At 72.0% G+C, this 23,395-nt stretch carries 20 protein-coding genes; 8 read left to right on the top strand and 12 right to left on the bottom strand.

Translation table 11 applies throughout. The features are described from left to right. Positions 1-7: 7 nt before the first annotated feature. From ACN28A_RS19905 to ACN28A_RS19870, 8 genes are all read right to left on the bottom strand, one after another. Positions 8-685 (bottom strand): BON domain-containing protein, encoded by a 678-nt coding sequence (locus ACN28A_RS19905; protein ID WP_421397013.1) that lies wholly within the window; start codon positions 683-685, stop codon positions 8-10. Positions 686-957: 272 nt separating this feature from the next. Then, positions 958-2,694, bottom strand: coding sequence for a trypsin-like peptidase domain-containing protein (locus ACN28A_RS19900; protein ID WP_421397012.1), 1,737 nt, complete (start codon positions 2,692-2,694; stop codon positions 958-960). 62 nt (positions 2,695-2,756) lie between these two features. Continuing rightward, a complete protein-coding gene (locus ACN28A_RS19895; protein ID WP_421397011.1) occupies positions 2,757-4,370 on the bottom strand; it encodes a HAMP domain-containing sensor histidine kinase in 1,614 nt (537 codons plus the stop codon). Further along, complete coding sequence (locus ACN28A_RS19890; RefSeq protein ID WP_421397010.1) at positions 4,367-5,071, bottom strand: response regulator transcription factor; 705 nt, start codon at positions 5,069-5,071, stop codon at positions 4,367-4,369. Before ACN28A_RS19890 ends, ACN28A_RS19895 begins: the two co-directional genes overlap by 4 nt. 71 nt (positions 5,072-5,142) lie before the next feature. Continuing rightward, positions 5,143-5,976, bottom strand: a complete 834-nt coding sequence (locus ACN28A_RS19885) for a PadR family transcriptional regulator (protein ID WP_421397009.1) — start codon at positions 5,974-5,976, stop codon at positions 5,143-5,145. Further along, positions 5,976-6,782, bottom strand: coding sequence for a DUF4097 family beta strand repeat-containing protein (locus ACN28A_RS19880; protein ID WP_421397008.1), 807 nt, complete (start codon positions 6,780-6,782; stop codon positions 5,976-5,978). Before ACN28A_RS19880 ends, ACN28A_RS19885 begins: the two co-directional genes overlap by 1 nt. A 202-nt stretch (positions 6,783-6,984) precedes the next feature. Continuing rightward, positions 6,985-7,965, bottom strand: a complete 981-nt coding sequence (locus ACN28A_RS19875; RefSeq protein ID WP_421397007.1) for a lysophospholipid acyltransferase family protein — start codon at positions 7,963-7,965, stop codon at positions 6,985-6,987. 68 nt (positions 7,966-8,033) lie between these two features. Next, the gene (locus ACN28A_RS19870) at positions 8,034-8,837 is read right to left on the bottom strand and encodes a GNAT family N-acetyltransferase (RefSeq protein ID WP_421397006.1); all 804 of its coding nucleotides are present in this window, start codon (positions 8,835-8,837) and stop codon (positions 8,034-8,036) included. A 298-nt stretch (positions 8,838-9,135) separates the two neighbouring features. Here ACN28A_RS19870 and ACN28A_RS19865 point away from each other — a divergent pair, with 298 nt between their 5' ends. The 4 genes from ACN28A_RS19865 to ACN28A_RS19850 all read left to right on the top strand — a co-directional run bounded on the left by ACN28A_RS19865 (position 9,136) and on the right by ACN28A_RS19850 (position 15,390). Beyond that, positions 9,136-10,074 (top strand): ABC transporter ATP-binding protein, encoded by a 939-nt coding sequence (locus tag ACN28A_RS19865; RefSeq protein ID WP_421397005.1) that lies wholly within the window; start codon positions 9,136-9,138, stop codon positions 10,072-10,074. Beyond that, positions 10,071-10,898 carry an ABC transporter permease subunit gene (locus ACN28A_RS19860; RefSeq protein ID WP_421397004.1) on the top strand — a complete coding sequence of 276 codons (828 nt, stop codon included), beginning with the start codon at positions 10,071-10,073 and terminating at the stop codon, positions 10,896-10,898. Before ACN28A_RS19865 ends, ACN28A_RS19860 begins: the two co-directional genes overlap by 4 nt. 313 nt (positions 10,899-11,211) lie before the next feature. Then, positions 11,212-15,117: a multifunctional oxoglutarate decarboxylase/oxoglutarate dehydrogenase thiamine pyrophosphate-binding subunit/dihydrolipoyllysine-residue succinyltransferase subunit gene (locus tag ACN28A_RS19855; RefSeq protein ID WP_421397003.1), complete on the top strand. Its 3,906-nt coding sequence runs from the start codon at positions 11,212-11,214 to the stop codon at positions 15,115-15,117. A gap of 93 nt (positions 15,118-15,210) precedes the next feature. Next, positions 15,211-15,390 carry a DUF6104 family protein gene (locus ACN28A_RS19850; protein ID WP_203859024.1) on the top strand — a complete coding sequence of 60 codons (180 nt, stop codon included), beginning with the start codon at positions 15,211-15,213 and terminating at the stop codon, positions 15,388-15,390. Between the two features lie 10 nt (positions 15,391-15,400). Here the strand turns inward: ACN28A_RS19850 and ACN28A_RS19845 are convergent, their stop codons facing one another. From ACN28A_RS19845 to ACN28A_RS19835, 3 genes are read right to left on the bottom strand one after another with little or no spacing between them, the layout of a single operon-like run. Beyond that, positions 15,401-15,589 carry a hypothetical protein gene (locus tag ACN28A_RS19845; RefSeq protein WP_421397002.1) on the bottom strand — a complete coding sequence of 63 codons (189 nt, stop codon included), beginning with the start codon at positions 15,587-15,589 and terminating at the stop codon, positions 15,401-15,403. Then, positions 15,582-16,010, bottom strand: coding sequence for a hypothetical protein (locus ACN28A_RS19840; protein ID WP_421397001.1), 429 nt, complete (start codon positions 16,008-16,010; stop codon positions 15,582-15,584). Before ACN28A_RS19840 ends, ACN28A_RS19845 begins: the two co-directional genes overlap by 8 nt. Positions 16,011-16,063: 53 nt before the next feature. Beyond that, positions 16,064-17,296 carry a helix-turn-helix domain-containing protein gene (locus tag ACN28A_RS19835; RefSeq protein ID WP_421404521.1) on the bottom strand — a complete coding sequence of 411 codons (1,233 nt, stop codon included), beginning with the start codon at positions 17,294-17,296 and terminating at the stop codon, positions 16,064-16,066. Positions 17,297-17,757: 461 nt separating this feature from the next. Between ACN28A_RS19835 and ACN28A_RS19830 the strand changes: the two genes are divergently transcribed. After that, positions 17,758-18,375 carry a GNAT family N-acetyltransferase gene (locus ACN28A_RS19830; RefSeq protein WP_421397000.1) on the top strand — a complete coding sequence of 206 codons (618 nt, stop codon included), beginning with the start codon at positions 17,758-17,760 and terminating at the stop codon, positions 18,373-18,375. Positions 18,376-18,399: 24 nt separating this feature from the next. Here the strand turns inward: ACN28A_RS19830 and ACN28A_RS19825 are convergent, their stop codons facing one another. Further along, positions 18,400-18,570: a hypothetical protein gene (locus ACN28A_RS19825; protein WP_421396999.1), complete on the bottom strand. Its 171-nt coding sequence runs from the start codon at positions 18,568-18,570 to the stop codon at positions 18,400-18,402. A 125-nt stretch (positions 18,571-18,695) separates the two neighbouring features. On the opposite strand from ACN28A_RS19825, the gene ACN28A_RS19820 reads away from it, so the two are divergent. The 3 genes from ACN28A_RS19820 to ACN28A_RS19810 all read left to right on the top strand — a co-directional run bounded on the left by ACN28A_RS19820 (position 18,696) and on the right by ACN28A_RS19810 (position 23,333). After that, on the top strand, positions 18,696-21,017 hold the full coding sequence (locus ACN28A_RS19820) for an MMPL family transporter (protein ID WP_421396998.1): 2,322 nt from the start codon (positions 18,696-18,698) through the stop codon (positions 21,015-21,017). Between the two features lie 135 nt (positions 21,018-21,152). After that, a complete protein-coding gene (locus ACN28A_RS19815) occupies positions 21,153-22,127 on the top strand; it encodes an alpha/beta hydrolase family protein (RefSeq protein ID WP_421396997.1) in 975 nt (324 codons plus the stop codon). Positions 22,128-22,334: 207 nt separating this feature from the next. After that, positions 22,335-23,333 (top strand): alpha/beta hydrolase family protein, encoded by a 999-nt coding sequence (locus tag ACN28A_RS19810; protein ID WP_421396996.1) that lies wholly within the window; start codon positions 22,335-22,337, stop codon positions 23,331-23,333. Positions 23,334-23,395 lie beyond the last annotated feature (62 nt).

Here is a 23,395-nt window from a genome sequence, read left to right as displayed (position 1 = left end):
TGGCCGGTCACGTCGTCAGGCGCAGCCGCAGCTCGACCTCGCCCACCCCGGGCGCGGCCCAGGCCACCCGCTCCGCCTCCTCCCGGGCGAGCCACGACCGCACCTCGCCGGAGAGCACCACCGTCGCACCGGCGACGTCGATCTCGATCAGGTCGGCGTCGACGTCGATCCGCCGGGCGAGCGCGACCCGGATGTCCCGCTTCAGGTCCTCCTCGGAGAGGTCGCCGGCCGGCGTCACGGTGATCAGGTTCGTCACACCGCGTACTCCGGTCAGCCGGCGCAGCGCCCGCTCGGCGGCGCGTTTCTGGTAGCCGCGCTCCACCTCGCCGCGCAGCGTCAACCAGCCGTTGCCGGCGGTCACCTGAATCCGGTCGACCGGCACGAAGGCGTCCCACTCCAGGGCCCGGCTCGCCGCCGTGGCGATGTCGGTGTCGGTGCGCTCGGCGGTGCCCGGCAGGCGTACCTCGATGTCGTTGGCGACCGCCCGGTTGCCCCGGACCCGGTGCGCGATCCGTTCCGCGGCCCACTTCTTCGCGTAGCTGTCCACCCAGCCGGTAAGGGTCACGATGCCGCCGGTGACCGAGACACCCACCTCGCTGGCCCGTACCCGGGCGTCCCAGGCCAGTTCGGCCAGCACGTCCCGCTGGATGTCGGTGTCGCTGCGCGCCATGGTCGCGGTGCTCATCAGCACTCCTCCCCCGGTCCTCCTGGTCGCCGGCCCACGGCCTTCGTCGTCGACGGTGCTGACGAGCGGGAGACCGGGTCCGTGCCGGACCAACCCCGATGTTCGCCCTGGTCCGGGTGAGCCGGGCTCACCCGGACCAGGTGAAGCGGGAAAAGGAGGAGCGGCGGGCGACCTGACCAACCCCCTTGGTCACGTCGCCCGCCGCTCTGGGGAGGAGGCTCTCACTTCCGGTCCGGAAGGGCTACCCGCCAAGCGTACGGTCGTCCTTCTTCTTACGACGTTTCGGCGAGCGTGACGGTTGCCGTCTTTTCGACTCCGTTTCGGGTGTACGTCACCTGCACCTGGTCACCCACCTTGCCGGCCTGTACCGCGCCGACCAGATCGTCCGCGTCGCCGATCTTCTTGTCGCCGAACTGGGTGACCACGTCGCCCTGCTGGAGGCCGGCCTTCGCGGCCGGGCTGCCCGGCACGACCCCGCCGATCAACGCCCCGCCGTTCTCGGCCGGGGTGACCTGGACCCCGAGCGACGGGTGGCTGACCTTCTCGCCGCGCTGGAGCGCCTCGGCGACCGCCCGTGCCTTGTTGCTCGGGATGGCGAAGCCGACGCCGATGTTGCCGTTGCCCTGCCCGCCGGTGAGGATCGCGGTGTTGATCCCGATCACCTCGGCCTTGGTGTTGACGAGCGCGCCGCCGGAGTTGCCGGGGTTAATCGGGGCGTCGGTCTGCAACAGTCCGGCGATCGAGCTGGCGCCACCCTGCTGCGGCTGCTCGAACGGGTTCTCCTGCTCACCCCCGCCACCGGCCCGGATGGTCCGGTCCCGGGCGCTGATGATGCCGGCGGTCACCGAGCCCTGCAGGCCGAGCGGGCTGCCCAGTGCGAGCACCTGGTCGCCGATCTGCATCGCGTCGCTGTCGCCGAACTTCGCCGCGGTCAGCCCGGAGACCCCGTCGACCTTCACCACGGCCAGGTCGCTCTTCGGGTCGGTGCCGACGACCTTCGCCTCGGCGTTCCTGCCGTCGGCGAAGAAGACCTTGACTCTGCCGGCGTCGGCGCTGGCGACCACGTGGTTGTTGGTCAGCACGAAGCCGTCGGCGCTCATCACCACGCCGGAGCCCTCGCTGCTGCTGGTGCTGATCGACACCACGCTGGGCTGCACCTGGGCGGCGATCTTCGGCAGGTCGGCGGCGTTGATCACCGGGGCGGCCGAGTAGGTCCGGTTCGTCACCGTCGGCGAGTTGTCGTCGAGTGCCGTCACGATCGCGCCACCGGCGATGCCGGAACCGAGCATCAGGGCCAGCGCGGCGACGCCGACCGCCACGGCCCGGCCGACCCGGCCGGAACCGGAGGGGCTCGGTGCCGGCGTACCCGGGGTGGCCCAGGGCGGTACCGGGCCGCCGAAGTGCGGCGGCTGCTGCGCCGGTGCGCCGGTGTGCCCCGGCGCCCAGGGCGACTGGGTACGCCCGTCGGTGGGCGCCTGCCACGGGCTGCCGCCGGACTGCCCCGGTACGCCACCGGGCCGGCCGGTCGGCGGAAGGCTGTACGGCTGCCCGGAGGCGGGCGCGGCGGCGTAGGGGTTGCCACCGTAGGGGGTACCGGAGGCCGGCGCGCCGGCGTAGTGCGCACCGGAGGCGGGGGCGCCACCGTAGGGCTGGCCCGCGGCCGGCGCCCCCGCGTACGGCTGGCCGGAGGCCGGCACGCCGCTGTAGGGCTGGCCGGAGGCCGGCACGCCGCTGTAGGGCTGGCCGGAGGCCGGCACGCCGCTGTAGGGCTGGCCGGAGGCCGGCACGCCGCTGTAGGGCTGGCCGGAGGCCGGCACGCCGCTGTAGGGCTGCTCGGCGGTCGGGTCGGTGGAGCTGGCGGGGCTGGCGGCCGGGGTGACCGCGTCGGCGCCGGAGGCGCCGGAGTCGGACTGACCGCGGTCGTCACGCGGCAGCTCGGCGGTGTGGTGCGAGTGCTCGCGGTCGGCGGTCACCGGCCGCCGCTGCGGGTCGGTCTCGAAGTCGTTCATGCCCTTACCTTGCCCCCTCGCTCTGCGACGTACCTGGAGCCCGCCTGGATGTTGGCTGTGAATTACTGTACGTCGATTGATTCGGCGGTCTCCGACTCCTCGGAGACCTCGGGTGCGCGCGGCAGCCGGACCCGGAAGGTCGCGCCGCCGCCCGGGGTGTCAACCACCTCGACGCTGCCGTTATGCCCCGCGACCAGGGCCGCGACGATGGCCAGGCCGAGCCCGGTGCTGACCCCGCCGCCCGCACTGCGGGTCCGCGCCGCGTCCGCCCGGTAGAACCGCTCGAAGACCCGCTCGGCCTGCTCCGCCGAGAGCCCCGGGCCGGTGTCGGCGACCTCGATCACCGCGTCGTCCGGTTCGGCCCGCAGCCGCAGCGTCACGGACGCCTCCGTCGGGGTGTGGTTGAGCGCGTTCGTCATCAGGTTGCCGAGCACCTGCCGCAGCCGGGCGTCGTCGCCGAGTACCACGAGCGAACCGGCGCCCGGCTCGATGTCCAGGCCGATCGCCCGGTCCGGCGCGACCGCCTTGGCGGCCTGCACGGCGTCGCTGGCCAGCACCGGCAGCTCGACCGGGGCCAGGGTGAACGGCCGTTCCCGGTCCAGCCGGGCCAGCAGCAGCAGGTCCTCGACGAGCAGGCCCATCCGGGCCGCCTCGTCCTCGATCCGGCGGATCAGCCGGGCGGTCTCCTCGGGCGGCCCGGCCGCCGCGCCCTGCCGGTAGAGCTCGGCGAAGCCCCGGATGGTGGTCAACGGGGTGCGCAGTTCGTGCGAGGCGTCCGCGATGAACTGCCGCATCCGCTCCTCGGAACGCAGGGCCCGCGACTCCGACGCCTGCGCGGCGAGGGCGGCGTGCCGGGCCGCGGTCGCCGCGCTGCGGGCGTTCGCCTCGGCCGCCCTGGCGGCCGACTCCGAGGCGGCCCGCGCGGTGAAGGCCATCTCGATCTGGCTGAGCATCGTGTTCAGCGCCCGGGAGAGCCGGCCGAGTTCGGTCTTCGCCTCCGCCTCGCCCGGCTCCGGATCGGGTATTCGTCTGGACAGGTCGCCGCCGGCGATGGCCGCCGTGGTCCGCTCGATCTCGACGAGCGGTTTCAGACTGGTACGCACGATCGCCGCGCCCGCCGCGGCCAGGGTGATCAACACCGAGCCGCCGACAAGTACGTCGATCCAGATGAGTTCCTTGACCGCCAGGTCGACGTCGGTCAGGTGCTGCCCGACCGCCAGGTAGGTGCCGCTGGGCCACTGCACGACCATCATCCGCCAGCGGAACCGGTGGTCGGCCGAGGAGACGGTGAAGAAGTCCCCACCGGCGTGCCGCTCGTACCACTCGGGGTCGTCGAGCACGCCGGGCAGGTTGCCCTGGTTCAGCGTCCGGTCGTAGAGCGGGTCGTAGATCCCGGCCTTCCGATCGGCCCGCACGATCAGGTAGTCGGTCGGCAGCGCGCTGCGGCCGGCCGTGACGGCGTCGTAGAGCCGCTGGACCTCTTGCGCGTTCGCGTCGCGGGCGAAACTCGCCAACTGGTCGTCGATCCGGCCGACCAGATAGCTGCGCAGGAAGAAGGCGGTCATCACGCTGATCACCACGAGCGCGGCGGCGACCAGCACGAGTACGGCGGCGACCAGCTTGATCCGCAGCGGCGTGGCGCGGAGCCGCCCCTTCAGCGGCAGGGCGACATTCACGCCGCCGGCTTGCGGAGCACGTAACCCACCCCGCGCAGCGTGTGGATCAGCCGGGGCTGGGTGGTGTCGACCTTGCGCCGCAGGTAGGAGATGTAGGACTCCACGATGTTGTCGTCGCCCCGGAAGTCGTAGTTCCAGACGTGGTCCAGGATCTGCGCCTTGGAGAGCACCCGGTTGGCGTTGAGCATCAGATAGCGCAGCAGCTTGAACTCGGTCGGCGAGAGCTGCACCCGCTTGCCGGCCCGCTGCACCTCGTGGGTCTCCTCGTCCAGCTCCAGGTCGGCGAAGGTGAGCCGGGACGGCGCGTGTTCCCCGGTGGCGGTGCGCCGCAGCACCGCCCGGATCCGGGCGGTCAGCTCCTCCAGGCTGAACGGCTTGGTGACGTAGTCGTCGCCGCCGAGGGTCAGCCCCCGGATCTTGTCGTCGGTGGCGTCCCGGGCGGTGAGGAAGACCACCGGGGTGCGGGTGCCACCCTCGCGGAGCAGCCGGATCACTTCGAAGCCGTCGAGGTCGGGCAGCATGACGTCGAGCACGACCAGGTCGGGTCGGCGCTCCTTCGCCGCGCTGACCGCCGCGCTCCCGCTGGTGGCGGTGGCCACGTCGAAGCCGGCGAACCGCAGGCTGGCGGAGAGCAGCTCGAGAATGTTCGGGTCGTCCTCGACCACGAGTAGCCGGGCCTCGCTCTGCGTTGTCGCTGCCATCTGGACATCATCCGCGCTTCCGCTGCGGCGTGGCTGAGCATCACCTGAAAGTTTTCTGAGAACGGCTGCGGTCAGCGCAGCAGTCGGCGCAACCCGTCCAGCGCCCCGTGCAGCAGCCGGGCCGCCGTACCCAGTTGGGCTTCGGTGAACCGGCCGCTGCGGGCCAGCGCGCGTACCTCGTGCACGAAGAGCAGGAGCTGCCGCTCGAACTCGGCGCTGGGCCCGTCGCCCTGCTCCGCCGACGCACCGCCCGCCGACCCGCCGGAGCCTGACCCGCCGGAGCCTGACCCACCGGCGCCGGGCCAGCCCGCGCCCGGCCAGCCCCCGCCGGGCCAGCCGCCTGCCGGCCGCTCCCCGGGACGTGCCCCCGCCGGCCCGCCGCCGGACGCCGCCCCGCTCCCCGCAGACGCCGGGGAGCCCGCAGAGCCCGGCGGACCCGCCGACCGGCTGCCCTCGGCCGTGCCGGCATCCGGGTACGCCGCACCGGGGCCCGGCCGCCGGTCGCCCAGCCGGCTCTCCCGGACCGCCGCCCGCAACTCCTGTTTCAGGTCCCGCACCGAGCCGCGCACCTCGGAGCGGATCTCACCGGCCAGCTTCGCCAGGTCAGAGACCGAGGTGCGGATCTCCGACTCCAGGCTGGCCACCTCGTCGGCCCGCTGCCGCAGCTCGGCCCGGCCCGCCTCGGTGATCCGGTAGACCTTCCGGCCGCCGACCGCGTCGTGCGCGACAAGCCCCTCCGCCTCCAGCCGGGCCAGCCGGGGATAGATGGTGCCGGCGCTCGGCGCGTACAGGCCGAGGAACCGCTCCTCCAGCAGCCGGATCAGCTCGTAACCGTGCTTCGGCCCGCCGTCGAGGAGCTTGAGCAGATAGAGCCGGAGCCGGCCGTGGCCGAACACCGTCGTCATCAGATGCCACCCGACCGCCGGGCCAGCAGCACGATGCTCCCGGACATGGTGGTGGCGCGCAGACTACCGCCGCCCGCGCCGAGCCTCCCCCGGCGGTCGCTCGACCAGCTCGGCGCGGCACCCGCCTGGAGCTGGGGGAAGTCCGTGGTGATCTTTCCCGAGGTGGTGTGCAACCGGACGTCGAGGTCACTCTCCTCGGGCACCCGCACCATGACGCTGCCCGAGGCCGCGCCGAGCTGGATCTCGCCGCTGCCCGGGTTGCCGAGATCGCAGGTGATCGCCCCGGAGACCGTACTGGCCCGGACCCGTTCGGCGGTGCCGTCGGCGAGGACGAGTTCACCGGAGACCGTCTCCATGGTCAGGTCGCCGGAGACGCCGAGCGCCTCCACCGGCCCGGAGATCAGCCGTGCCGTGGTCCGCCCGGCCAGCCCCATCAGGGTGACCTGGCCGGCCGTCACGTCGACCCGGGTCGCCCCGGTCAGTCCGGACGCCACCACCGCACCCTCGTGCAGCCGCAGGTCCACCCGCACCCGCGCCGGTACGCCGATCGAGATCTCCGGACCGCTGTCACGCCCGAACAGGCGCAGCAGCAGGGTCCAGTCGCGTGGCGTCCGCTGCCGGACGGCGAGCTTCCCGTCCTGGTGCTCGACGACCAGGGGCCGCCCGTCCGTCCGGGTCACCTCGATCCGGGCCGGGCCGTCCGTGCCGAAGACGTTGACCCGGCCGGAGTCGAGCCGTACGACGAGCTGGTCGACCGGCTCGACGAGGGTCAACCGGCGCGGGCCGTCCACGGTCCAGCTCGGCATCGCGACACTCCCTGGTGCTGGCCGGTCCGTCCCCGGTCGGGCGGCACCGGACCGGAGGGCGGAGGTGGGTGCTGCCACGATAACGCGATACATCGCGTTTCCGGAACGCCCGTCGACCCGCCCCCGGGGCACGGTCGGCCGGCCGGTTCCGCCGCCACCCGTTCCTCCGCCTGACCGCCGGCACCCGCACCGGGGCCGGCGGTCAGGCTGCCAGTTCCAGCGGTACCGGGCCGGCCGGCTGCCGCGACGGGACCGGTCGGGCCGCCGCCCGTACCGCCGACTCGGCCGCCTCGGCGAGCCGGCGACGGAGCGCCGGACCCTCGTACCACGGCTCCTCGACCACGGTCATGGTCACCACCAGGCCGCGCAGGGCCAGCACCCGGCGTACCGAGGTGTAGAGGCTCTCCTCGGCCAGGAAGGCCGCGGCCGTGGTCCCGGTGGGCGCGGACCCGGCCGGGATGCCCGCCGGGCCGCTCGGCCGGCCGCCATCTGGATGTTCGATGCGGTACCCGAGATGCACCGGCACCACCGGGGCCGCCGCGTCGACGGCGGCCTGGAACAGCGCCGGGCGGAACCGGACCGCCCAGCCGCAGCCGCCGGCCGTCCTCGGCATGCCGCACCAGGTCGTACCCTCCGGGAAGACCGCGACCACCGCGTCGGCGCGCAGCGCGTCCGCCACCTCGGCGACGGTCCGGGGCAGGGTACGCGGCCTGGCCCGGTCGACGAACAGGGTGCCGCCGAGCGCCGCCAACGGCCCGATCAGCGGCCAGCTCCGCACCTCGTGCTTGGCCAGCAGCCGGGCCGGGGTCACGGCGAGGATGGCGACGACGTCCAGCCAGGAGACGTGGTTGGCCACCAGCAGCGCCCGGCGCAGCGGCGGCCGGCCCCGCACGTCGAGCCGGATCCCGCCGGCCCGCAACACGGTACGGGCCCAGGCCTGCCCGGCGACCTGCCTGCCGGCCGGGGACAGCAGCGGCAGTACCGGCAGCAGCAGCCCGCCGAGGATCAGCGCGCCGGCCAGCGCCAGCAGCCGGGCCAGCTGGCGCGGCGCGGACGCCCGTGGCGTCTGGTCCGGATCGGGCAGGCAGGCCGGCCCGCAGATCGAGTGCGGCCGCCAGAGCGACCGGCCGGCACGCTCCCCGGGACGCCCGGAACTGCCCAGCCCGGGCCGGGCAGAGTGCACCGAACCAGGCTCACCGGACTTCGGCGGGGCGGTCCGAACCGAGGGCACCCGGCCGGGCCGACCGGAGTTCACCGGTCCGTCCCGAGGAAGTGCCGCCGGTACCGGTCGGGCATCCGGTCCATCGGGAGCAGCACGTAGAAGTCGGCCACGTCGAACTCCGGGTCGTACGCCGGCTCGCCGCAGACCCAGGCGCCCAGCCGCAGGTAGCCGCGGAGCAGCGGCGGCATCCCGGCCCGGCCCCGGCCGGTCGGGGCGCCCGGGTCCGCCCCGGCGGCTGCCAGCGCGGCCACGCCGGTCGGCTCGGCCAGCCAGGGCCGGTGCGGCCGGACCCGCAGCGGGGGCGGCGACAGGTGCCGGCGGCGCACCTGGGACCAGACCTCGACCGCCGTCGCCCCGGCGTCGTCGAGTGGCACCGAGGTGCAGCCGCCGAGCCAGCGCAGACCCCGTAGTTGCAGGTAGCGGGCGATCCCCGCCCACATCAGGTTGATCACCGCGCCGGTCCGGTGCGCCGGGTCGACGCAGGACCGGCCGATCTCGACGAGTTCGTCGCGCAGCGGGGCGAGCGGGGAGAGGTCGAACTCGCCCTCGGCGTACCGCCGGCCGGCCTGGGCGGCCCGGTCCGGTGGCAACATCCGGTACGTGCCGACCACCGCACCCGAGGCGTCCTCCCGGACGATCAGGTGCTCGCAGTACGGATCGAACTCGTCGACGTCGAGTCCGGTCACCGGGGTACGGAGATCCGCACCGAACTCGTCGACGAACACGCTGTGCCGGAGGCGCTGAGCGGCGGCGACCTGTGACGCGCTGTCCGCGATCAGCAGGGTGTATCCGCTGGTCCCGGTTTGTGCCGGGGCGGTGAGCAGAACGGCCATGGTCTCTGTGTAGGCCCCCGGACTGCCCGGCACGTGTCGGCCGTCGACCGGTGGCGTGTCGATCCGGTGAACGGGATGTGGTGCCGCGGCCCGTCGCGTTGTCCCACCCGTGGCCCGTCCCACCTGGTACATTCGCCCCTCCTCCCCAAATGCCGCGCGGCTCGTGCTGTAGGAGGACGGGCTCCTGCCCAGGTATGACGACGGGTTCGGCAATGATCCCGGTTGACCGCGCAGCCCACAATGTCGACGCTGGGTGACGGCGTAACCGGCACGGCAGCGCCACACGGAGGGGAGAGAGATGTCCGACGGGCGAACAGGCCCAACGGCCGGAAGTGGCCAGATAGTGGTCTCCGGTCTCACGAAGGTCTATCGCAATGTCCGGGCGGTCGACGACCTGTCGTTCACCGTCGAGCCCGGCCGGGTCACCGGCTTCCTGGGCCCCAACGGTGCCGGCAAGACGACCACCTTGCGAATGCTGCTCAACCTCGTCACTCCGACGGCGGGCAGCGCGACGATCGGCGGCACCCGCTACGCCGACCTGCCGCAGCCGCTGCGGCACGTCGGGGCGGTACTGGAGGCGTCGAGCGCGCACAAGGGCCGTACCGGCGTCAACCACCTGCGGGTGACCTGTGCCGCGGCCGGGCTGCCGAAGCAGCGCGCCGACGAGGCGCTGGCGCTGGTCGGGCTCACCCCGGCGGCCAAGCGGAAGTTCAAGGGCTACTCGCTCGGCATGAAGCAGCGGCTCGGTATCGCCGCGGCGATGCTCGGCGACCCCCGGGTGCTGATCCTGGACGAACCGGCGAACGGGCTCGACCCGGAGGGCATCCGGTGGATGCGCGGCTTCCTCAAGGCGCTCGCCGCCGAGGGGCGTACGGTGCTGGTCTCCAGCCACCTGCTCTCCGAGATGCAGCTGCTCGCCGACGACGTGGTGATCATCGCGGCCGGCAAGCTGGTCCGGCAGGGCCGGGTCGAGGACGTGGTCGGCTCGATGGCCCAGACGGGCCGGGTCCGGGTGCGGACCCCGCAGGGTGACGAGCTGGTCGCCGCGCTGACCGGGGACGGTGTCCAGGTGACCCGGGGCGAGGACGGCGTACTGCTTGTCGAGGGGGCGGACGCCCCGTCGGTCGGCCGGGCGGCGCTGGCGGCGAAGGTCGAGCTGCACGAGCTGACCACGGAGCGCCCCGACCTCGAAGGGGTCTTCCTGGAGCTGACGGCCGGAAAGGCGGGGATCCGATGAACCTGGTCCGGTCCGAGCTGTTGAAGATCCGCACCACGAACACCTGGTGGATCTTCGGGCTCATCACGCTGCCCCTCTGGGGGCTCACGCTGCTGATCAACTATTTCCAGTCCCAGGCTCTGCTCGACCCGGCCAGCGTCGGTGTGCCGGAGTCGGAGCAGAACGCGCAGTTCCAGGCGGCCGGGGAGCACGTGAACGTCGCGGCGAACCTCTACACCAACGGCCAGTTCTTCGGCGTGTTGATCGTGATGCTGCTGGGCGTGATGGTGGTGACGAACGAGTTCTTCCACCAGACCGCGACGACCACCTTCCTGACCACGCCGCACCGTACCGCCGTGGTGTTCGCGAAGTTGGTCGCCGCCGGGATCCTCGGGCTGATCTTCTGGGTGGTCACCACCGCCCTGAACCTGATCTTCACGCCGCTGATCCTGAGCAGTCTGGACGTGGCCAGTCAGCTCGGCGAGGGCGCGATCTGGCAGGCGATCGGGTTGAACGGCCTGGCGTACCTGCTCTGGGCGGTCTTCGGGATCGGGTTCGGGGTGCTGATCCGCAGTCAGATCGGTGCCACCGTCACCGCGCTGCTGGTCTACCTCGCCGGTTACATCGGGGCGATCATCGTGCTGTCGATCCTGGCCGACCGGTTCGGCGACTGGATCAACAACCTCCAGTTGATCGTCCCGTCGCTGGCCTCCCAGTTGATGGCGACCGGCACCGACCTGCCGGGCAGCCCGCCGCGCTGGGCGGGTGCCGCCGTCATGGTCGCGTACGCCCTGGTCACCGGCACGATCGGTACCTTGATCATGCGCAAGCGGGACGTTTCCTGACGGCTGCGGCCAGGGTCCGCCGAGCGCGGCGACCGGAGCCTCCACCGCCGCGACGAGGATCGTCGAGTCGCCGGGTGAACCCGGCCGGGCCCACCGCCCGGCCGGGTTCGGCGTTGGTGGGCCGGCCATCTCGGCGTTACCGAAAGGCCGACAACTCGCAAAACCTGTGAAACACGACACGGGCCCGATGCGACAATGCTGTCGGTTACCGCACGGCGTAGCCTTGGACCCGTCTTTCGACGCAAGCCCCCCGGCCCAGGTGGGCAGGAGACCGCGTGACACACACCCCGCGTGAAAGAGGCGATTACCGGCCGTGTCGACCCAGCAGACTTCGCAGGAAAATCCACTGGCGGGGTTCGGCCCCAACGAGTGGATCGTCGAGGAAATGTACCAGCGGTACCTCGCCGACCCCGCCAGCGTCGATCCCGCCTGGCACGACTTCTTCGCCGACTACCGCCCCGGCGGGCAGCCCACCCCGGACGGTGGCGGGGCCGGTGAGCCGAAGGTGACAAGCGACACCTCCGTGACCGGCGACACGACGGCCACCACCCGCGACACCACGGCGACCGGCGACAAGACGGCGACCGGCGACAGGACGGCAACCGCGGCCGGTGCCGGGAGGTCCGGGGGCGCTGCCGCCACCGCCGCCGAGAAGCCGACCGGGAAGGCCACCGGGAAGACCGCCGCGACTCCGCGTACCGCCGTGAAGACCGAGACCGCGCCGGCCAGGCGCGACGACCAGGCACCGGACGGCAAGGCCGCCGCCACGCCGAAGCCGGCCGGCAGCGCGCCGAAGGACGCCCCGGCGAAGCCGGCCCCGGCGAAGTCCGCCGCGCCGACCGACGGCAAGGGCGGTGCGTCCCGGCCCGCCGGTCCGCAGACCAGCCCGCTGCGCGGCGTGGCCGCGCGGATCGTGCAGAACATGGACGCCTCGCTGGCGGTGCCGACCGCGACAAGCGTCCGGGCGGTACCGGCCAAGCTGCTGGTGGACAACCGGATCGTCATCAACAACCACCTCGCCCGGGGCCGGGGCGGCAAGGTGAGCTTCACCCACCTGATCGGCTGGGCCCTGATCAGGGCGCTCGCCGAGCACCCGGAGATGAACAACTCCTTCAGCGAGGTCGACGGCAAGCCGGCACTGGTCAAGCCGGAGCACGTCAACCTGGGCATCGCGATCGACCTGGCCAAGCCGGACGGCTCGCGCACCCTGGTGGTGCCGTCGATCAAGGCCAGCGAGCAGATGGACTTCCGGCAGTTCTGGCAGGCGTACGAGGACGTCGTCCGGCGGGCCCGCCGCAACGAGCTGACCATGGAGGACTACGGCGGTACGACGATCTCGCTGACCAACCCGGGCGGGATCGGCACCGTGCACTCCCAGCCGAGGCTGATGGTCGGCCAGGGCGCCATCATCGGGGTCGGCGCGATGGAGTACCCGGCGCCGTACCAGGGGATGTCCGAGGAGACCCTCGCCGAGCTGGCGGTCAGCAAGATCATCACGCTGACCAGCACGTACGACCACCGGATCATCCAGGGCGCGCAGTCCGGCGAGTTCCTCAAGACCGTGCACGAGCTGGTCCTCGGCGAGCACGGCTTCTACGACGAGATCTTCACCTCGCTGCGCATCCCCTACGAGCCGGTGCGCTGGATGCGGGACGTGGCGGTCAGCTCCGAGGGGCAGATCAACAAGACCGCCCGGGTGATCGAGATCATCCACGCGTACCGGGTCCGTGGACATCTGATGGCGGACACCGATCCGCTGGAGTTCAAGATCCGCAAGCACCCGGACCTGGACGTACTCCAGCACGGCCTGACGCTCTGGGACCTGGACCGGACCTTCCCGGTCGGCGGCTTCGCCGGCAAGCAGAAGATGAAGCTGCGCGAGGTCCTCGGGGTGCTCCGGGACTCCTACTGCCGTCGGGTCGGCATCGAGTACATGCACATCCAGGACCCGGAGGAGCGGCGCTGGATCCAGGAGCGGATCGAGCGCAAGTACACCAAGCCGGCGCCGGACGAGCAGAAGCACGTGCTGAACAGGCTCAACGCGGCCGAGGCGTTCGAGACCTTCCTGCAGACCAAGTACGTCGGTCAGAAGCGCTTCTCGCTGGAGGGCGGCGAGTCGCTGATCCCGCTGCTCGGCGAGGTGCTGGAGTCGGCCGCCGAGCACGACCTGGACGAGGTCGTCATCGGGATGGCCCACCGGGGCCGGTTGAACGTGCTGGCAAACATCGTCGGCAAGCCGTACGAGAAGATCTTCTCGGAGTTCGAGGGGCATCTCGACCCGCGCTCGACGCAGGGCTCCGGCGACGTGAAATACCACCTCGGCCAGGCCGGCAAGTTCACCACGCCGGACGGCGAGCACTCGATCAAGGTGTCGGTGACCGCGAACCCGTCGCACCTGGAGGCGGTCGACCCCGTGCTGGAGGGGATCGTCCGAGCCAAGCAGGACCGGATCGACCTCAAGCTCGAGGGCTACACCGTGCTGCCGGTGGCGGTGCACGGCGACGCCGCCTTCGCCGGACAGGGAGTGGTCGCCGAGACGCTCAACCTGTCGCAGCTGCGCGGCTACCGCACCGGCGGCACCGTGCACGTGGTGGTGAACAACCAGGTCGGCTTCACCACCGCGCCGGAATACTCGCGGTCCAGCCTCTACAGCACCGACGTGGCCCGGATGATCCAGGCGCCGATCTTCCACGTCAACGGCGACGACCCGGAGGCCGTGGTCCGGGTGGCCCGGCTGGCCTTCGAATACCGCCAGGCGTTCAACAAGGACGTCGTGATCGACATGGTCTGCTACCGGCGGCGCGGGCACAACGAGGGCGACGACCCGGCGATGTCCAACCCGTTGATGTACAAGATCATTGACTCGAAGCGGTCGGTCCGGAAGCTCTACACCGAGGAACTGATCGGGCGCGGCGACATCACCCTGGAGGACGCGGAGGAACTGCTGCGCGACTTCCAGGCCCAGCTCGAACGGGTCTTCAAGGCCACCCGGGACGCCGCCTCGTCGGCCCGGCCGGCCGCCCGGCCCCGCCGGCAGGCCGAGCCCGAGCCGCAGGTGCAGACCGCCAGCACCGTCGAGGCGCTCCGCGCCGTCGGTACGGCACACACCTCGCTGCCGGACGGCTTCACGCCGCACAAGCGGATCCAGCAGTTGCTGGACCGGCGGGCCAAGATGGCCGAGTCCGGCAACATCGACTGGGGCTTCGGCGAGATCCTCGCCTTCGGCACCCTGCTCCAGGACGGCGTGACGGTCCGGCTCGCCGGCCAGGACTCCCGGCGCGGCACCTTCGTGCAGCGGCACGCCGTCATCGTCGACTCCCGCACCGGCGCCGAGCACACCCCGCTGGGCACCGTGGCCGGCGACCGGGCCCGGTTCTTCGTGCACGACTCACTGCTCAGCGAGTACGCGGCGATGGGCTTCGAGTACGGCTACTCGGTGGAGAACCCCGAGGCGCTGGTGCTCTGGGAGGCGCAGTTCGGCGACTTCGCCAACGGCGCGCAGACCGTTGTCGACGAGTTCATCTCGTCCGGCGAGGTGAAGTGGGCCCAGCAGTCGGCGCTCACCCTGCTGCTCCCGCACGGGCACGAGGGCCAGGGCCCGGACCACACCTCCGGCCGCCCGGAGCGGTTCCTCCAGCTCTGCGCCGAGGACAACATGCGGATCGCCATCCCGAGCACCCCGGCGAACTACTTCCACCTGCTGCGCCGGCAGGCGCTCTCGGCGAAGCGCAAGCCGCTCGTGGTCTTCACCCCGAAGTCGCTGCTCCGGCACAAGCTCTGCGTCTCCAGCGTGCAGGACTTCACCACCGGCGGCTTCCAGCCGGTGATCGCCGACAGCTCCGACGTGGCGCCCGAGGCGGTCAAGCGGGTGCTGCTCTGCGCCGGCAAGGTCTACTACGACCTGCTCCAGGCCCGCACCGAACGGAAGATCACCGACACCGCGATCGTCCGGATGGAGCAGCTCTATCCGCTGCCGGTCGACGAGGTCCGGGCCGCGCTGGCGCAGTACCCGAACGCCGAGGACTTCGCCTGGGTCCAGGAGGAGCCGGCCAACCAGGGCGCCTGGTCGTTCGTCGCGCTCAACCTGCTGGAGCACCTGGAAGGCGTACGCCTGCGCCGGATCTCTCGGCCGGCGGCGGCGGCCCCGGCGGTCGGCTCGGCGAAGATGCACGACGTCGAGCAGACCGCGCTGATCGAGGCGGCGCTGCCCCGCCCCTGATGTGTTGTCAGGAAGGGCCCCTTCATATACAGAAAGCGATATGAAGGGGCCCTTCCTTTCGTCGCCGACTCATCGCCGTCGAGAGAGGACGCCGTGTACTTCACCGATCGAGGAATCGAGGAACTCGTCGAGCGCCGGGGCACCGAGACGGTCACCCTGGAGTGGCTGGGCGCCCGGCTGCGCGACTTCGTCGACCTGAACCCGGATTTCGAGACGCCGGTCGAGCGGTTCGCCACCTGGCTGGCCCGACTCGACGACGAGGACGACCTCTGACGGCGTGAGGTCAGGCAACGCGGGGATCGGTGAGGCCGAGCCGTACGCGGAGTTCCTGCCGTCGCTGCGGGGTCCAGTGCCGGTCGGCGTCGGCGAGTTTCCGCCGGATGTCTTCGCGAGCCAACTGTCGGCGGACGGCCTCGGTGACGTACGCGTCGGTGCCCGGCTCGGGTTCGAGTGAGGCGGCTTCTTCAGTCACGGTGGGCACCGGCCGGCCAGACCACGGAAACAGGAACGCCCTTTTCTCGCGCATACTGCACGACGTCTGCGGTTCCGCCGTACGCACGGGCCGGTTCGCCATCCCACACCGCGATGAGATGATCGGCACCGTCCACCATGAGTCGGCTCGCGTCCATGTGAGCCTCGGCCGTCGATGCTCGATGCGCACATCTTTGTACGACAACCGCGCGAGCGAACAGTTCGTCGTACTCGGCCCGTGCGTTCTCGGGAAGGCCGTCGCGGTATTCGTCGGCAGGCACCACCGCTTCGAGGCTTCCACCTCTGTCCAAAACGGCACGGGCGAATATCTGGTCCGCGCCGTCGGCTAGGCAGGACACCCCGATCAACGGTGGACCGCCAGACGCGAGCTGGGTCAACAAGCCGTTGATCCCGTCGGCCACCAGCTCCGCGACGTGAGGGGACAGTCCTCGATGACCACTTACGGCTACTCGCGTCAAAGGTCCTCCCGATAGCTGGAGTACAAGCGTTCGTCAAGGGCGGCCACTGCCCGACCCGAGCGTTTGCCAAGCCTGTTCCGGAAGTCTGCTACGGCACGCGTGACGCGCTCCGAGTCGTAGGTCTTCCCCACGTCGAACGCCTCGGCGGCAACCCGGCACGCCTCGTCCAGGTTGCCCGACTGGGCAAGCACGTCGGCTCGCAGCAGATCCATCACCGCGCGCGGTTTCGGCGCCTGAGCGGGGTCACTTGCGATGCGCAGCGCCTTTTCGGCGACATCCACTTGCCCCAGAGATCCGGCGGCCTGCGCCCGAAATCCGGCCAGCTTCCGTTCGTCGAAGCGGAAGATCCACGGCCACACGGGTTCGTCGGTAGCTGCGCGAGCAAGTCGGGCCTCCGCGTTGTCCAACTTGTTAAGTGCGTTCCGGTCTCGCGCCTGTGCCAAGGCCAGCGCCTCGATTGCGTCCATCCAGATGCCAGCGATGACGGGCGCCGACCTGGGGAGCCGGTGCCGCGCACTCGCGACCAGTCGTACGCTCTGCGCCGCATCTCCACAGTTGGCGGCGAACTGCCCCATACTCGCCTGCATGTACGCCGGTAGGAGCGGATGCCCTGAGCGCTCGGCCGCCCGCACGGCGAGTTGGTAGTGGCGCCGGGCGCTCGCCCGATCCTCCACGTCCACGTACAGCCACGCCGCGAGTCCGGCGGTTTCGCTGAGTACTGCGAACAACCGGCGGACATGTGCTGGCGAGTGCCCATTACGCGCGGCAAGTTGGCGGATCAGCGCAAGGTGTGCGCTGACCGGCGCGATCAGGCTCCGCGAGGGAAGCCGCTGTTCGAGCCGGCGGTACGTGGCAGACGGAATCGTCAGTAACCGTTCCTCGTCTTGAGATTCGACGGGAACGGCACCCGCGACGGTGCCGACGAGCGCGATCCCCGAAGCACCTGCGGTGCCCGCTAGAAACTGGCGGCGGTTCGTGTCGTCCTCCTGGTCATCAAGCAAGCCGGCGAGCGGCCTCGGTATGCCCAAGCCGTCGCATAATGCCCGCACCGTACGGATGCCCGGCTCCTTGCTCTGGCCGTTCAGCAGCCGCGATACGTGCGGCTGCGAGATGCCGACCGCTACCGCGATGTCGGTCTGCGATGCTCCCGTCTCCCGGACGAGGACCTGAAGCACGGTCGACCAGTCACCGGAGCGGAGCGCACGTCTGATCTCGGCCCGGTCGAGCATCTCCACCGGCGCCCTGATCACTGAAGTACGCCCGTGAAGTGCAGGAACATCGCGGGCACCGCAGGTGTCACCGGTCTGGTAGCACCTCCTGGCTCGGAGTGGTGCTGGACTCTTGCGCTTCCACTATGCCCCTCCCCGAATTGATCGATATACATCCAGGTATAGCCGGGTGACTCATATTCCTCCATGAGTGGCTGTCACGGCCAGTGATCTGCACGCTTCGCATTGTCGTCCGAGGTCGCGCCGGCAGAAAACCTCCGTCAGCGCCTCAGCCTCGCCGCCGGTGCCAACCGGATCGGCTCCCTGCCGTCACGTGACGAGGGCTCCGTGCCGGTAGGTGAACGGTGGGGCGTACGTCCCACAGGCGTGCGCCCCACCAGAACGTCCGCCTGTCGATTTCGATTGCACCCGACTACCGCCACGCTCGTCCACCCGTGTGTCCTGAGCCCAGGGAGTGCCCGATGCGTCAGCTACCGAGGATCGTGCCGGTCGAGTCGGACGACGACGTCCGCCGGGTCGCCCGGCTGGTCGCCGAGGCATGGTGCGAGTTCGACCAGGCCGGCTGGCTGGTCCCGAACCGGCTCCAGCGGCGGATGATCCTCGGCGAGGTTGCCCGCATCCACATCGAACACGCCACGTTCTACGGCACGGTCGGCATGCTCGCCGACGGCACCGCCGCGACCGTCTGGTTCGACCGCTACCGTCCTATGCCGCCGCCGCTGGACTACTGGTCGCGGCTGGCCGACGTCGCGGGCGGCAACCTGTCCCGGTTCATGCTGCTGGACAAGCTGCTCGACGGAACCCGGCCCGGCGAGGGGCACGAACAGTTGGCGTTCGTCGCGGTGGCGTCCGGCTTCCGGAAGGACGGCCGGGGTCGGTGGCTGGTGCGGCAGCATCTGGCCAAGCTCGACCGGGCCGGGATCACGACGTACGCGGACGCGGACGCGGCCACGACCGTCGCCCGGGAGTTCTACCGGAACCTCGGATACCGCCCGGTGCACGCGATCCCCGTCCCGGACGGCAGCCGGATCTGCCTGCTGCGGCGGACGCCGGACACCGTCGACGACACGGAAGCGTGACCGCGCACGCCGGTATCGAGCCTGTCAGCGGAGGGCGAGCCAGCCGACCAGTGCGACCACCACGACGACGGCGAGCGCGATCCCGATGATGAGCGGCAGTCGGGACGGCGGTTCGGCGGCGGCTGCCTCCGGGGACTGGGCGAACGCCCGGAACGCCTCGGTGTTGCCGCTCGGGTCAGGGTGCTGATCAACCATGCCGAGCACGATAGCGAACCGGCGCACGGTCGGGCCTGCCCTACCGGCGTCGTTCCGTAGTCCCTACCCCTGACCAGGGTGCCCGCCGGATCGATCCCGCTCGCTCCGGCTCATAGCGTCGGGGCATGACGACGCCGACGACTCTGCCGCCACCGGGCACCGGCCCCGCGCCCTCCCGCGAGGGCGGCCCGAACCTCGCCGGGGACAGTGGCCCGGCCGCCGACTCCCGGCAGAGCAATCTGGCCGGGCGGATCGCCGGCTGGAGCGCCCGGCACCGGCGGGCCGCCGTACTCGGCTGGCTGTTGTTCGTGGTCGCGGCGACCGCGCTCAGCGCCGTCGTCGGGACGGTCGAGGCGAAGAGCAGCGAGTCGGGGCACGGCGACTCGCGCCGGGCTGACGAGATCATCGCCGCTGCCGGCTTCCCGGACCGGGCCGCCGAGATGGTACTGGTGCAGAGCGACACCCTGGTCGCGGACGACCCCGCCTTCCGGGCCGCCGTCGCCGGCACCACCGCCGCCGTCGAACGCACCGGCCTGGTGCTGGACGTACGCTCCGACGCGGTCTCCGGCGACCGGCACGCCGTACTCGTCACCTTCGAGCTGACCGGTCCGGCCGAGGACGCCGCCGACCGGGTCGGGCCGGTACGCGACGCGGTCGCCGCCGTGCAGCGCGCGCATCCCGAGCTGTACGTGGCGCAGACCGGCGGGGCCAGCATCGGCGAGGCGATCGGCCGGACGCTGGACGCCGACATGCACCGGCTGTCGATGCTCTCCATCCCGGTGACGCTCGGCATCCTGGTCATCGCGTTCGGGGCGCTGCTCGCCGCCGTACTGCCGATGGGGTTGGCCCTGACCGCGTTCCTCGGTTCGCTCGGGCTGCTCGCCGTGGCCAGCCGGATCGCGCCGGCGGTCGACACCACGATGCACCTGATGCTGTTGATGGGGCTCGCGGTCGGTGTCGACTACTGCCTCTTCTACCTTCGCCGCGAGCGGGAGGAGCGGGCCCGGGGCGCCAGTGCCGAGCGGGCGCTGGCGATCGCCGCCGCCACCTCCGGCCGGTCGGTGCTGATCTCCGCGCTGACCGTGATCATCGCGATGTCCGGGATGTTCCTGACCCAGGACACCACGTTCGTCAGCCTGGCCACCGGCACCATCCTGGTGGTCGCCACCGCCGCCGTCGGGTCGCTGACCGTACTGCCGGCGGTGCTGAGCAAGCTCGGCGACCGGATCGACCTCGGTCGGGTACCCGGGATCTACCGCCGGCAGTCGAGCGGTCGGTTCTGGCGGGCGACGATGCGGGTGGTGCTGCGCCGGCCCGGGGTCTCCGCCACGCTGGCCGCCGCCGCCCTGCTGCTCCTGGCGGTGCCGCTGCTCGGCATGCGGACCGCCGAGGAGGACGTCACCGCGCTGCGGAACCCGGCCCCGGCGCTGAGCGCGTTTCTCCGGGTCAAGGCCGCCTTCCCCGGCGGCGCCGAGCCGGCGGTGGTGGCGATCCGGGCGGACGACGTGACGACTCCGGCGCTGACCGCCGCGATCGCCGAGCTGAAGAACCGGGCGCTGGCCACCGGGCAGCTGCACGAGCCGGTCTCGGTCGAGGTCAACCCGGACCGGACGGTCGCGGTGGTCAAGGTGGGACTCGCCGGCTCCGGCGTCGACGCCGCCTCCGAGCAGGCGGTACGCACCCTGCGCGAGCAGGTCGTGCCACGCACCGTGCAGGGCGTCGACGGCGCGGAGGTACTGGTGACCGGCCTGGCCGCCGACTCGGTCGACTTCAACGCGGCGTTGGGCCGCAGCGTGCCGCTGGTCTTCGGGTTCGTGCTGGGGCTGGCGTTCCTGCTGATGCTCGTCTCGTTCCGCTCCGTGGTGGTGGCGGCGACCGCGATCGTGCTGAACCTGCTCTCGGTGGCCGCCGCGTACGGGCTGCTGGTGCTGGTCTTCCAGCACGGTTGGGGCGAGGCGCTGCTCGGCTTCGAGTCGGTCGGCGCGATCACCAACTGGGTACCGCTGTTCCTCTTCGTGATCCTGTTCGGGTTGTCGATGGACTACCACGTGTTCGTGCTGAGCCGGATCCGCGAGGGGCACGAGCGGGGCTGGCCGAGCAGGCTCGCGGTCTCCCGGGGCATCCGGGGTACCGCCGGGGTGATCACCAGCGCCGCCGTGGTGATGGTCGCGGTCTTCGCCCTCTTCACCACCGGGACCCTGGTCTCGATGAAGGAACTCGGCTTCGGTCTGGCGGTCGCGGTGCTCATCGACGCGACGGTGGTCCGGGCGGTGCTGCTGCCCGCGGTGATGGTGCTGCTCGGCGAGCGGAACTGGTACCTGCCGAGGTGGCTGGGCTGGCTGCCCCGGCTCTCGTCCGAGGAGCCCCCGAACGCACTGCCGCCAACCGAGCCCGTTGGCACCGATCCCATTGGCATCGAGCCGGTCGGGGCCGGGCCGGGACGCTGAGACGATCTTTCGGGGGGACGGGTTGCCTGGCAACCCGAATCGGGGGCGGACGGCGGGACAAACCGTCCGGGTGGACGCCGTACGGGGGCTGGAAAGCTGGCCTCGTACGGCGTTCCACCATCTAGCGTCGACGCTGTGCGCGTGAACCGCTTGGTCGCGGGGCTCTTCGCCCTGCTGCTGCCGATCGCGCTCACCGTCAGCGGGTGGGTGGTCGCCGCTCCGGCTCCCGCGGCACCGCCCGGGTCGGCCCCGAATCGGACGTACGCGGTCGGCGTGCGTACGCTCGATCTCGGTCGCGGCACCGCCCGCCCGCTCCCGGTCACGGTCTGGTATCCGGCCAGGGACGACAGAGCGAGGGACGACAGAGCCAGGGACGACGGCACCCGCGACCCGGCAGCCATCCCGCGCCGGGACGCCCCGGTCGCGGCCGGCAGGTTCCCGATCGTCCTGTTCAGCCACGGCCTGCACAGTCTGCCCGAGTTGCACGCCCCGCTGACCTCCCGGTGGGCCGCCGCCGGTTTCGTCGTCGCCGCACCGGCCTATCCGCACACCAGGCGCGCGGCCCGCCGGTTCGACCGGGGCGACATCCGCCGCCAACCGGGTGACGCCTGGCGGGTGGTCCAGCATCTGCGCCGGCTCGACCAGGTCGCCGGGGACCGGTTCGCCGGGCGTCTGGCGGTGACCCGGATCGGTGCGGTGGGGCACTCCGCCGGCGGCTACACCACGGCCGGTCTTTTCGCCCCGGGCCACTCGGAGTGGCTGCGCGGCGGCATCGTGCTCGGTGGTGCCGGGATGCCCGGGGCCAGCTTCGGCGGGCCGGCGGCACCGCTGCTCTTCGTGCACGGCGACTCGGACCGGGTCGTACCGGTGACCCGGAGTCGGGACGCCTTCCGCCGGGTGCCCTGGCCCAAGGCGTTCCTCACCGTACGCGGCCAGGGGCACGGCGAGTACCTGATCCCGGGCCGGCGCGGCTTCACCCAGGTGCTGACCGCGACGACGGAGTTCCTGCGCTGGACGCTCTACGGCGATCCTCGTGCCCGGCGCGACCTCCCCACCGGCGCCGCCGCCCCCGGGATCACCATCTTCACCGACCGCCTGCACGCACCGTGAGCCGACCGCCTGCACGCACCGTGAGCCGACCGCCTGCACGCACCGTGAGCCGATCTCCTGCGCGCACCGTGAGCCGACCGCTCCACGCACCGTGAGCCGACCGCTCCACACACCGTGAGCTGGCCGGCAGCACGCACCGTGAGCTGGTCGCCCCGGTGGGGGTGCGGAACGGGTCGACAGGTCGGTGGGCGGGGCAGAATCGGGGTCATGTTCCGACGTCCCCTCCGGGCCGCGCTCGCCGCCGCGACCGCCACGACGATCATGGCCGCGGGCCTGGCCGGCTGCTCCGCCGGGTCGGACCGTCCGGCTCCCGGCCGCCGGGCCGGGCCGCCGGCAGGAGCCACTCCGGGCGCCACCGCCCCGGCCAGCCCGGCCCCGCCCGGTGTCGCACCGAGCCGCCGCTTCGCGGTCGGGGTACGGGAGCTGAGCTACAACCGGGGCGGTGACCGGCGGCTGCCGGTCACCGTCTGGTACCCGGCCACCGGTGCGCCGGGCGGCTCGCCGGACCGCGGCGCCCGGGTCGCCGTCGGACGGTTCCCGGTGGTGTTGTTCAGCCACGGTCTGACCGGCCGGCCGTCGGACTATCAGGCCCTGCTCACCCGCTGGGCCGCCGCCGGGTTCGTGGTGGTGGCGCCGCGCTATCCGCACACCAGTCGGGGTGCCTCGGAACTCCAGGTACTCGACGTGGTCAACCAGCCGGCCGACGCATCCTTCGTGCTGACCCGGGTGCTGGCCCTGAACCGCGCGGCCGGTGATCCGCTGCGTGGCCGGCTCGCCGTCGACCGGGTGGCCGCCGCCGGGCACTCGGCGGGTGGCGTGACCACGATCGGGCTCTTCACCGTGGGCCGGGACGAGCGGCTGGACGCCGGCATCGTGCTCGCCGGCACGGCGCTCGGCGTCGGCACCGGGTTCACGGGTACGCCGGCTCCGCAGCTCTTCGTGCACGGCGAGCGCGACGACGTGGTCTCGTACCAGGCCGGCCGGGCGGCGTACGACCGGGTTCCCTGGCCGAAGGCGATGCTGACGCTGCCGGACGGCGACCACCGTGGCGCGCTGCTCGGCGACGACGAGCGGGGCCTCGACGTGGTTGCCGACACGACCGTCGAGTTCCTCCGCTGGACCCTGTACGGCGACGACCGGGCCCTGCGCCGGCTGCCGGAGCAGGCCACCCGGGGTGGCCTGGCCAGCCTCGACGACCGGTTCTAGACGGTACGGACCGGGCGCGCCTGTCCGGCCGGGACAGGCGGGCGCGGCCGGTCCTGGCCTGA

This window comes from Plantactinospora sp. WMMB782, from assembly GCF_049179135.1.
Lineage (GTDB): Bacteria > Actinomycetota > Actinomycetes > Mycobacteriales > Micromonosporaceae > Plantactinospora.
The sequence above is the reverse complement of the archived record's forward strand: the minus strand, read 5'-3'. Positions and strand labels throughout refer to the sequence as shown.

Coding starts and splice junctions, on each gene's coding strand:
- ACN28A_RS19905 (WP_421397013.1), bottom strand. CDS start 685: ATGAGCACCGCGACCATGGCGCGCAGCGACACCGACATCCAGCGGGAC.
- ACN28A_RS19900 (WP_421397012.1), bottom strand. CDS start 2,694: ATGAACGACTTCGAGACCGACCCGCAGCGGCGGCCGGTGACCGCCGAC.
- ACN28A_RS19890 (WP_421397010.1), bottom strand. CDS start 5,071: ATGGCAGCGACAACGCAGAGCGAGGCCCGGCTACTCGTGGTCGAGGAC.
- ACN28A_RS19885 (WP_421397009.1), bottom strand. CDS start 5,976: ATGACGACGGTGTTCGGCCACGGCCGGCTCCGGCTCTATCTGCTCAAG.
- ACN28A_RS19880 (WP_421397008.1), bottom strand. CDS start 6,782: ATGCCGAGCTGGACCGTGGACGGCCCGCGCCGGTTGACCCTCGTCGAG.
- ACN28A_RS19870 (WP_421397006.1), bottom strand. CDS start 8,837: ATGGCCGTTCTGCTCACCGCCCCGGCACAAACCGGGACCAGCGGATAC.
- ACN28A_RS19865 (WP_421397005.1), top strand. CDS start 9,136: ATGTCCGACGGGCGAACAGGCCCAACGGCCGGAAGTGGCCAGATAGTG.
- ACN28A_RS19860 (WP_421397004.1), top strand. CDS start 10,071: ATGAACCTGGTCCGGTCCGAGCTGTTGAAGATCCGCACCACGAACACC.
- ACN28A_RS19835 (WP_421404521.1), bottom strand. CDS start 17,296: ATGCTCGACCGGGCCGAGATCAGACGTGCGCTCCGCTCCGGTGACTGG.
- ACN28A_RS19830 (WP_421397000.1), top strand. CDS start 17,758: ATGCGTCAGCTACCGAGGATCGTGCCGGTCGAGTCGGACGACGACGTC.
- ACN28A_RS19825 (WP_421396999.1), bottom strand. CDS start 18,570: ATGGTTGATCAGCACCCTGACCCGAGCGGCAACACCGAGGCGTTCCGG.
- ACN28A_RS19820 (WP_421396998.1), top strand. CDS start 18,696: ATGACGACGCCGACGACTCTGCCGCCACCGGGCACCGGCCCCGCGCCC.
- ACN28A_RS19810 (WP_421396996.1), top strand. CDS start 22,335: ATGTTCCGACGTCCCCTCCGGGCCGCGCTCGCCGCCGCGACCGCCACG.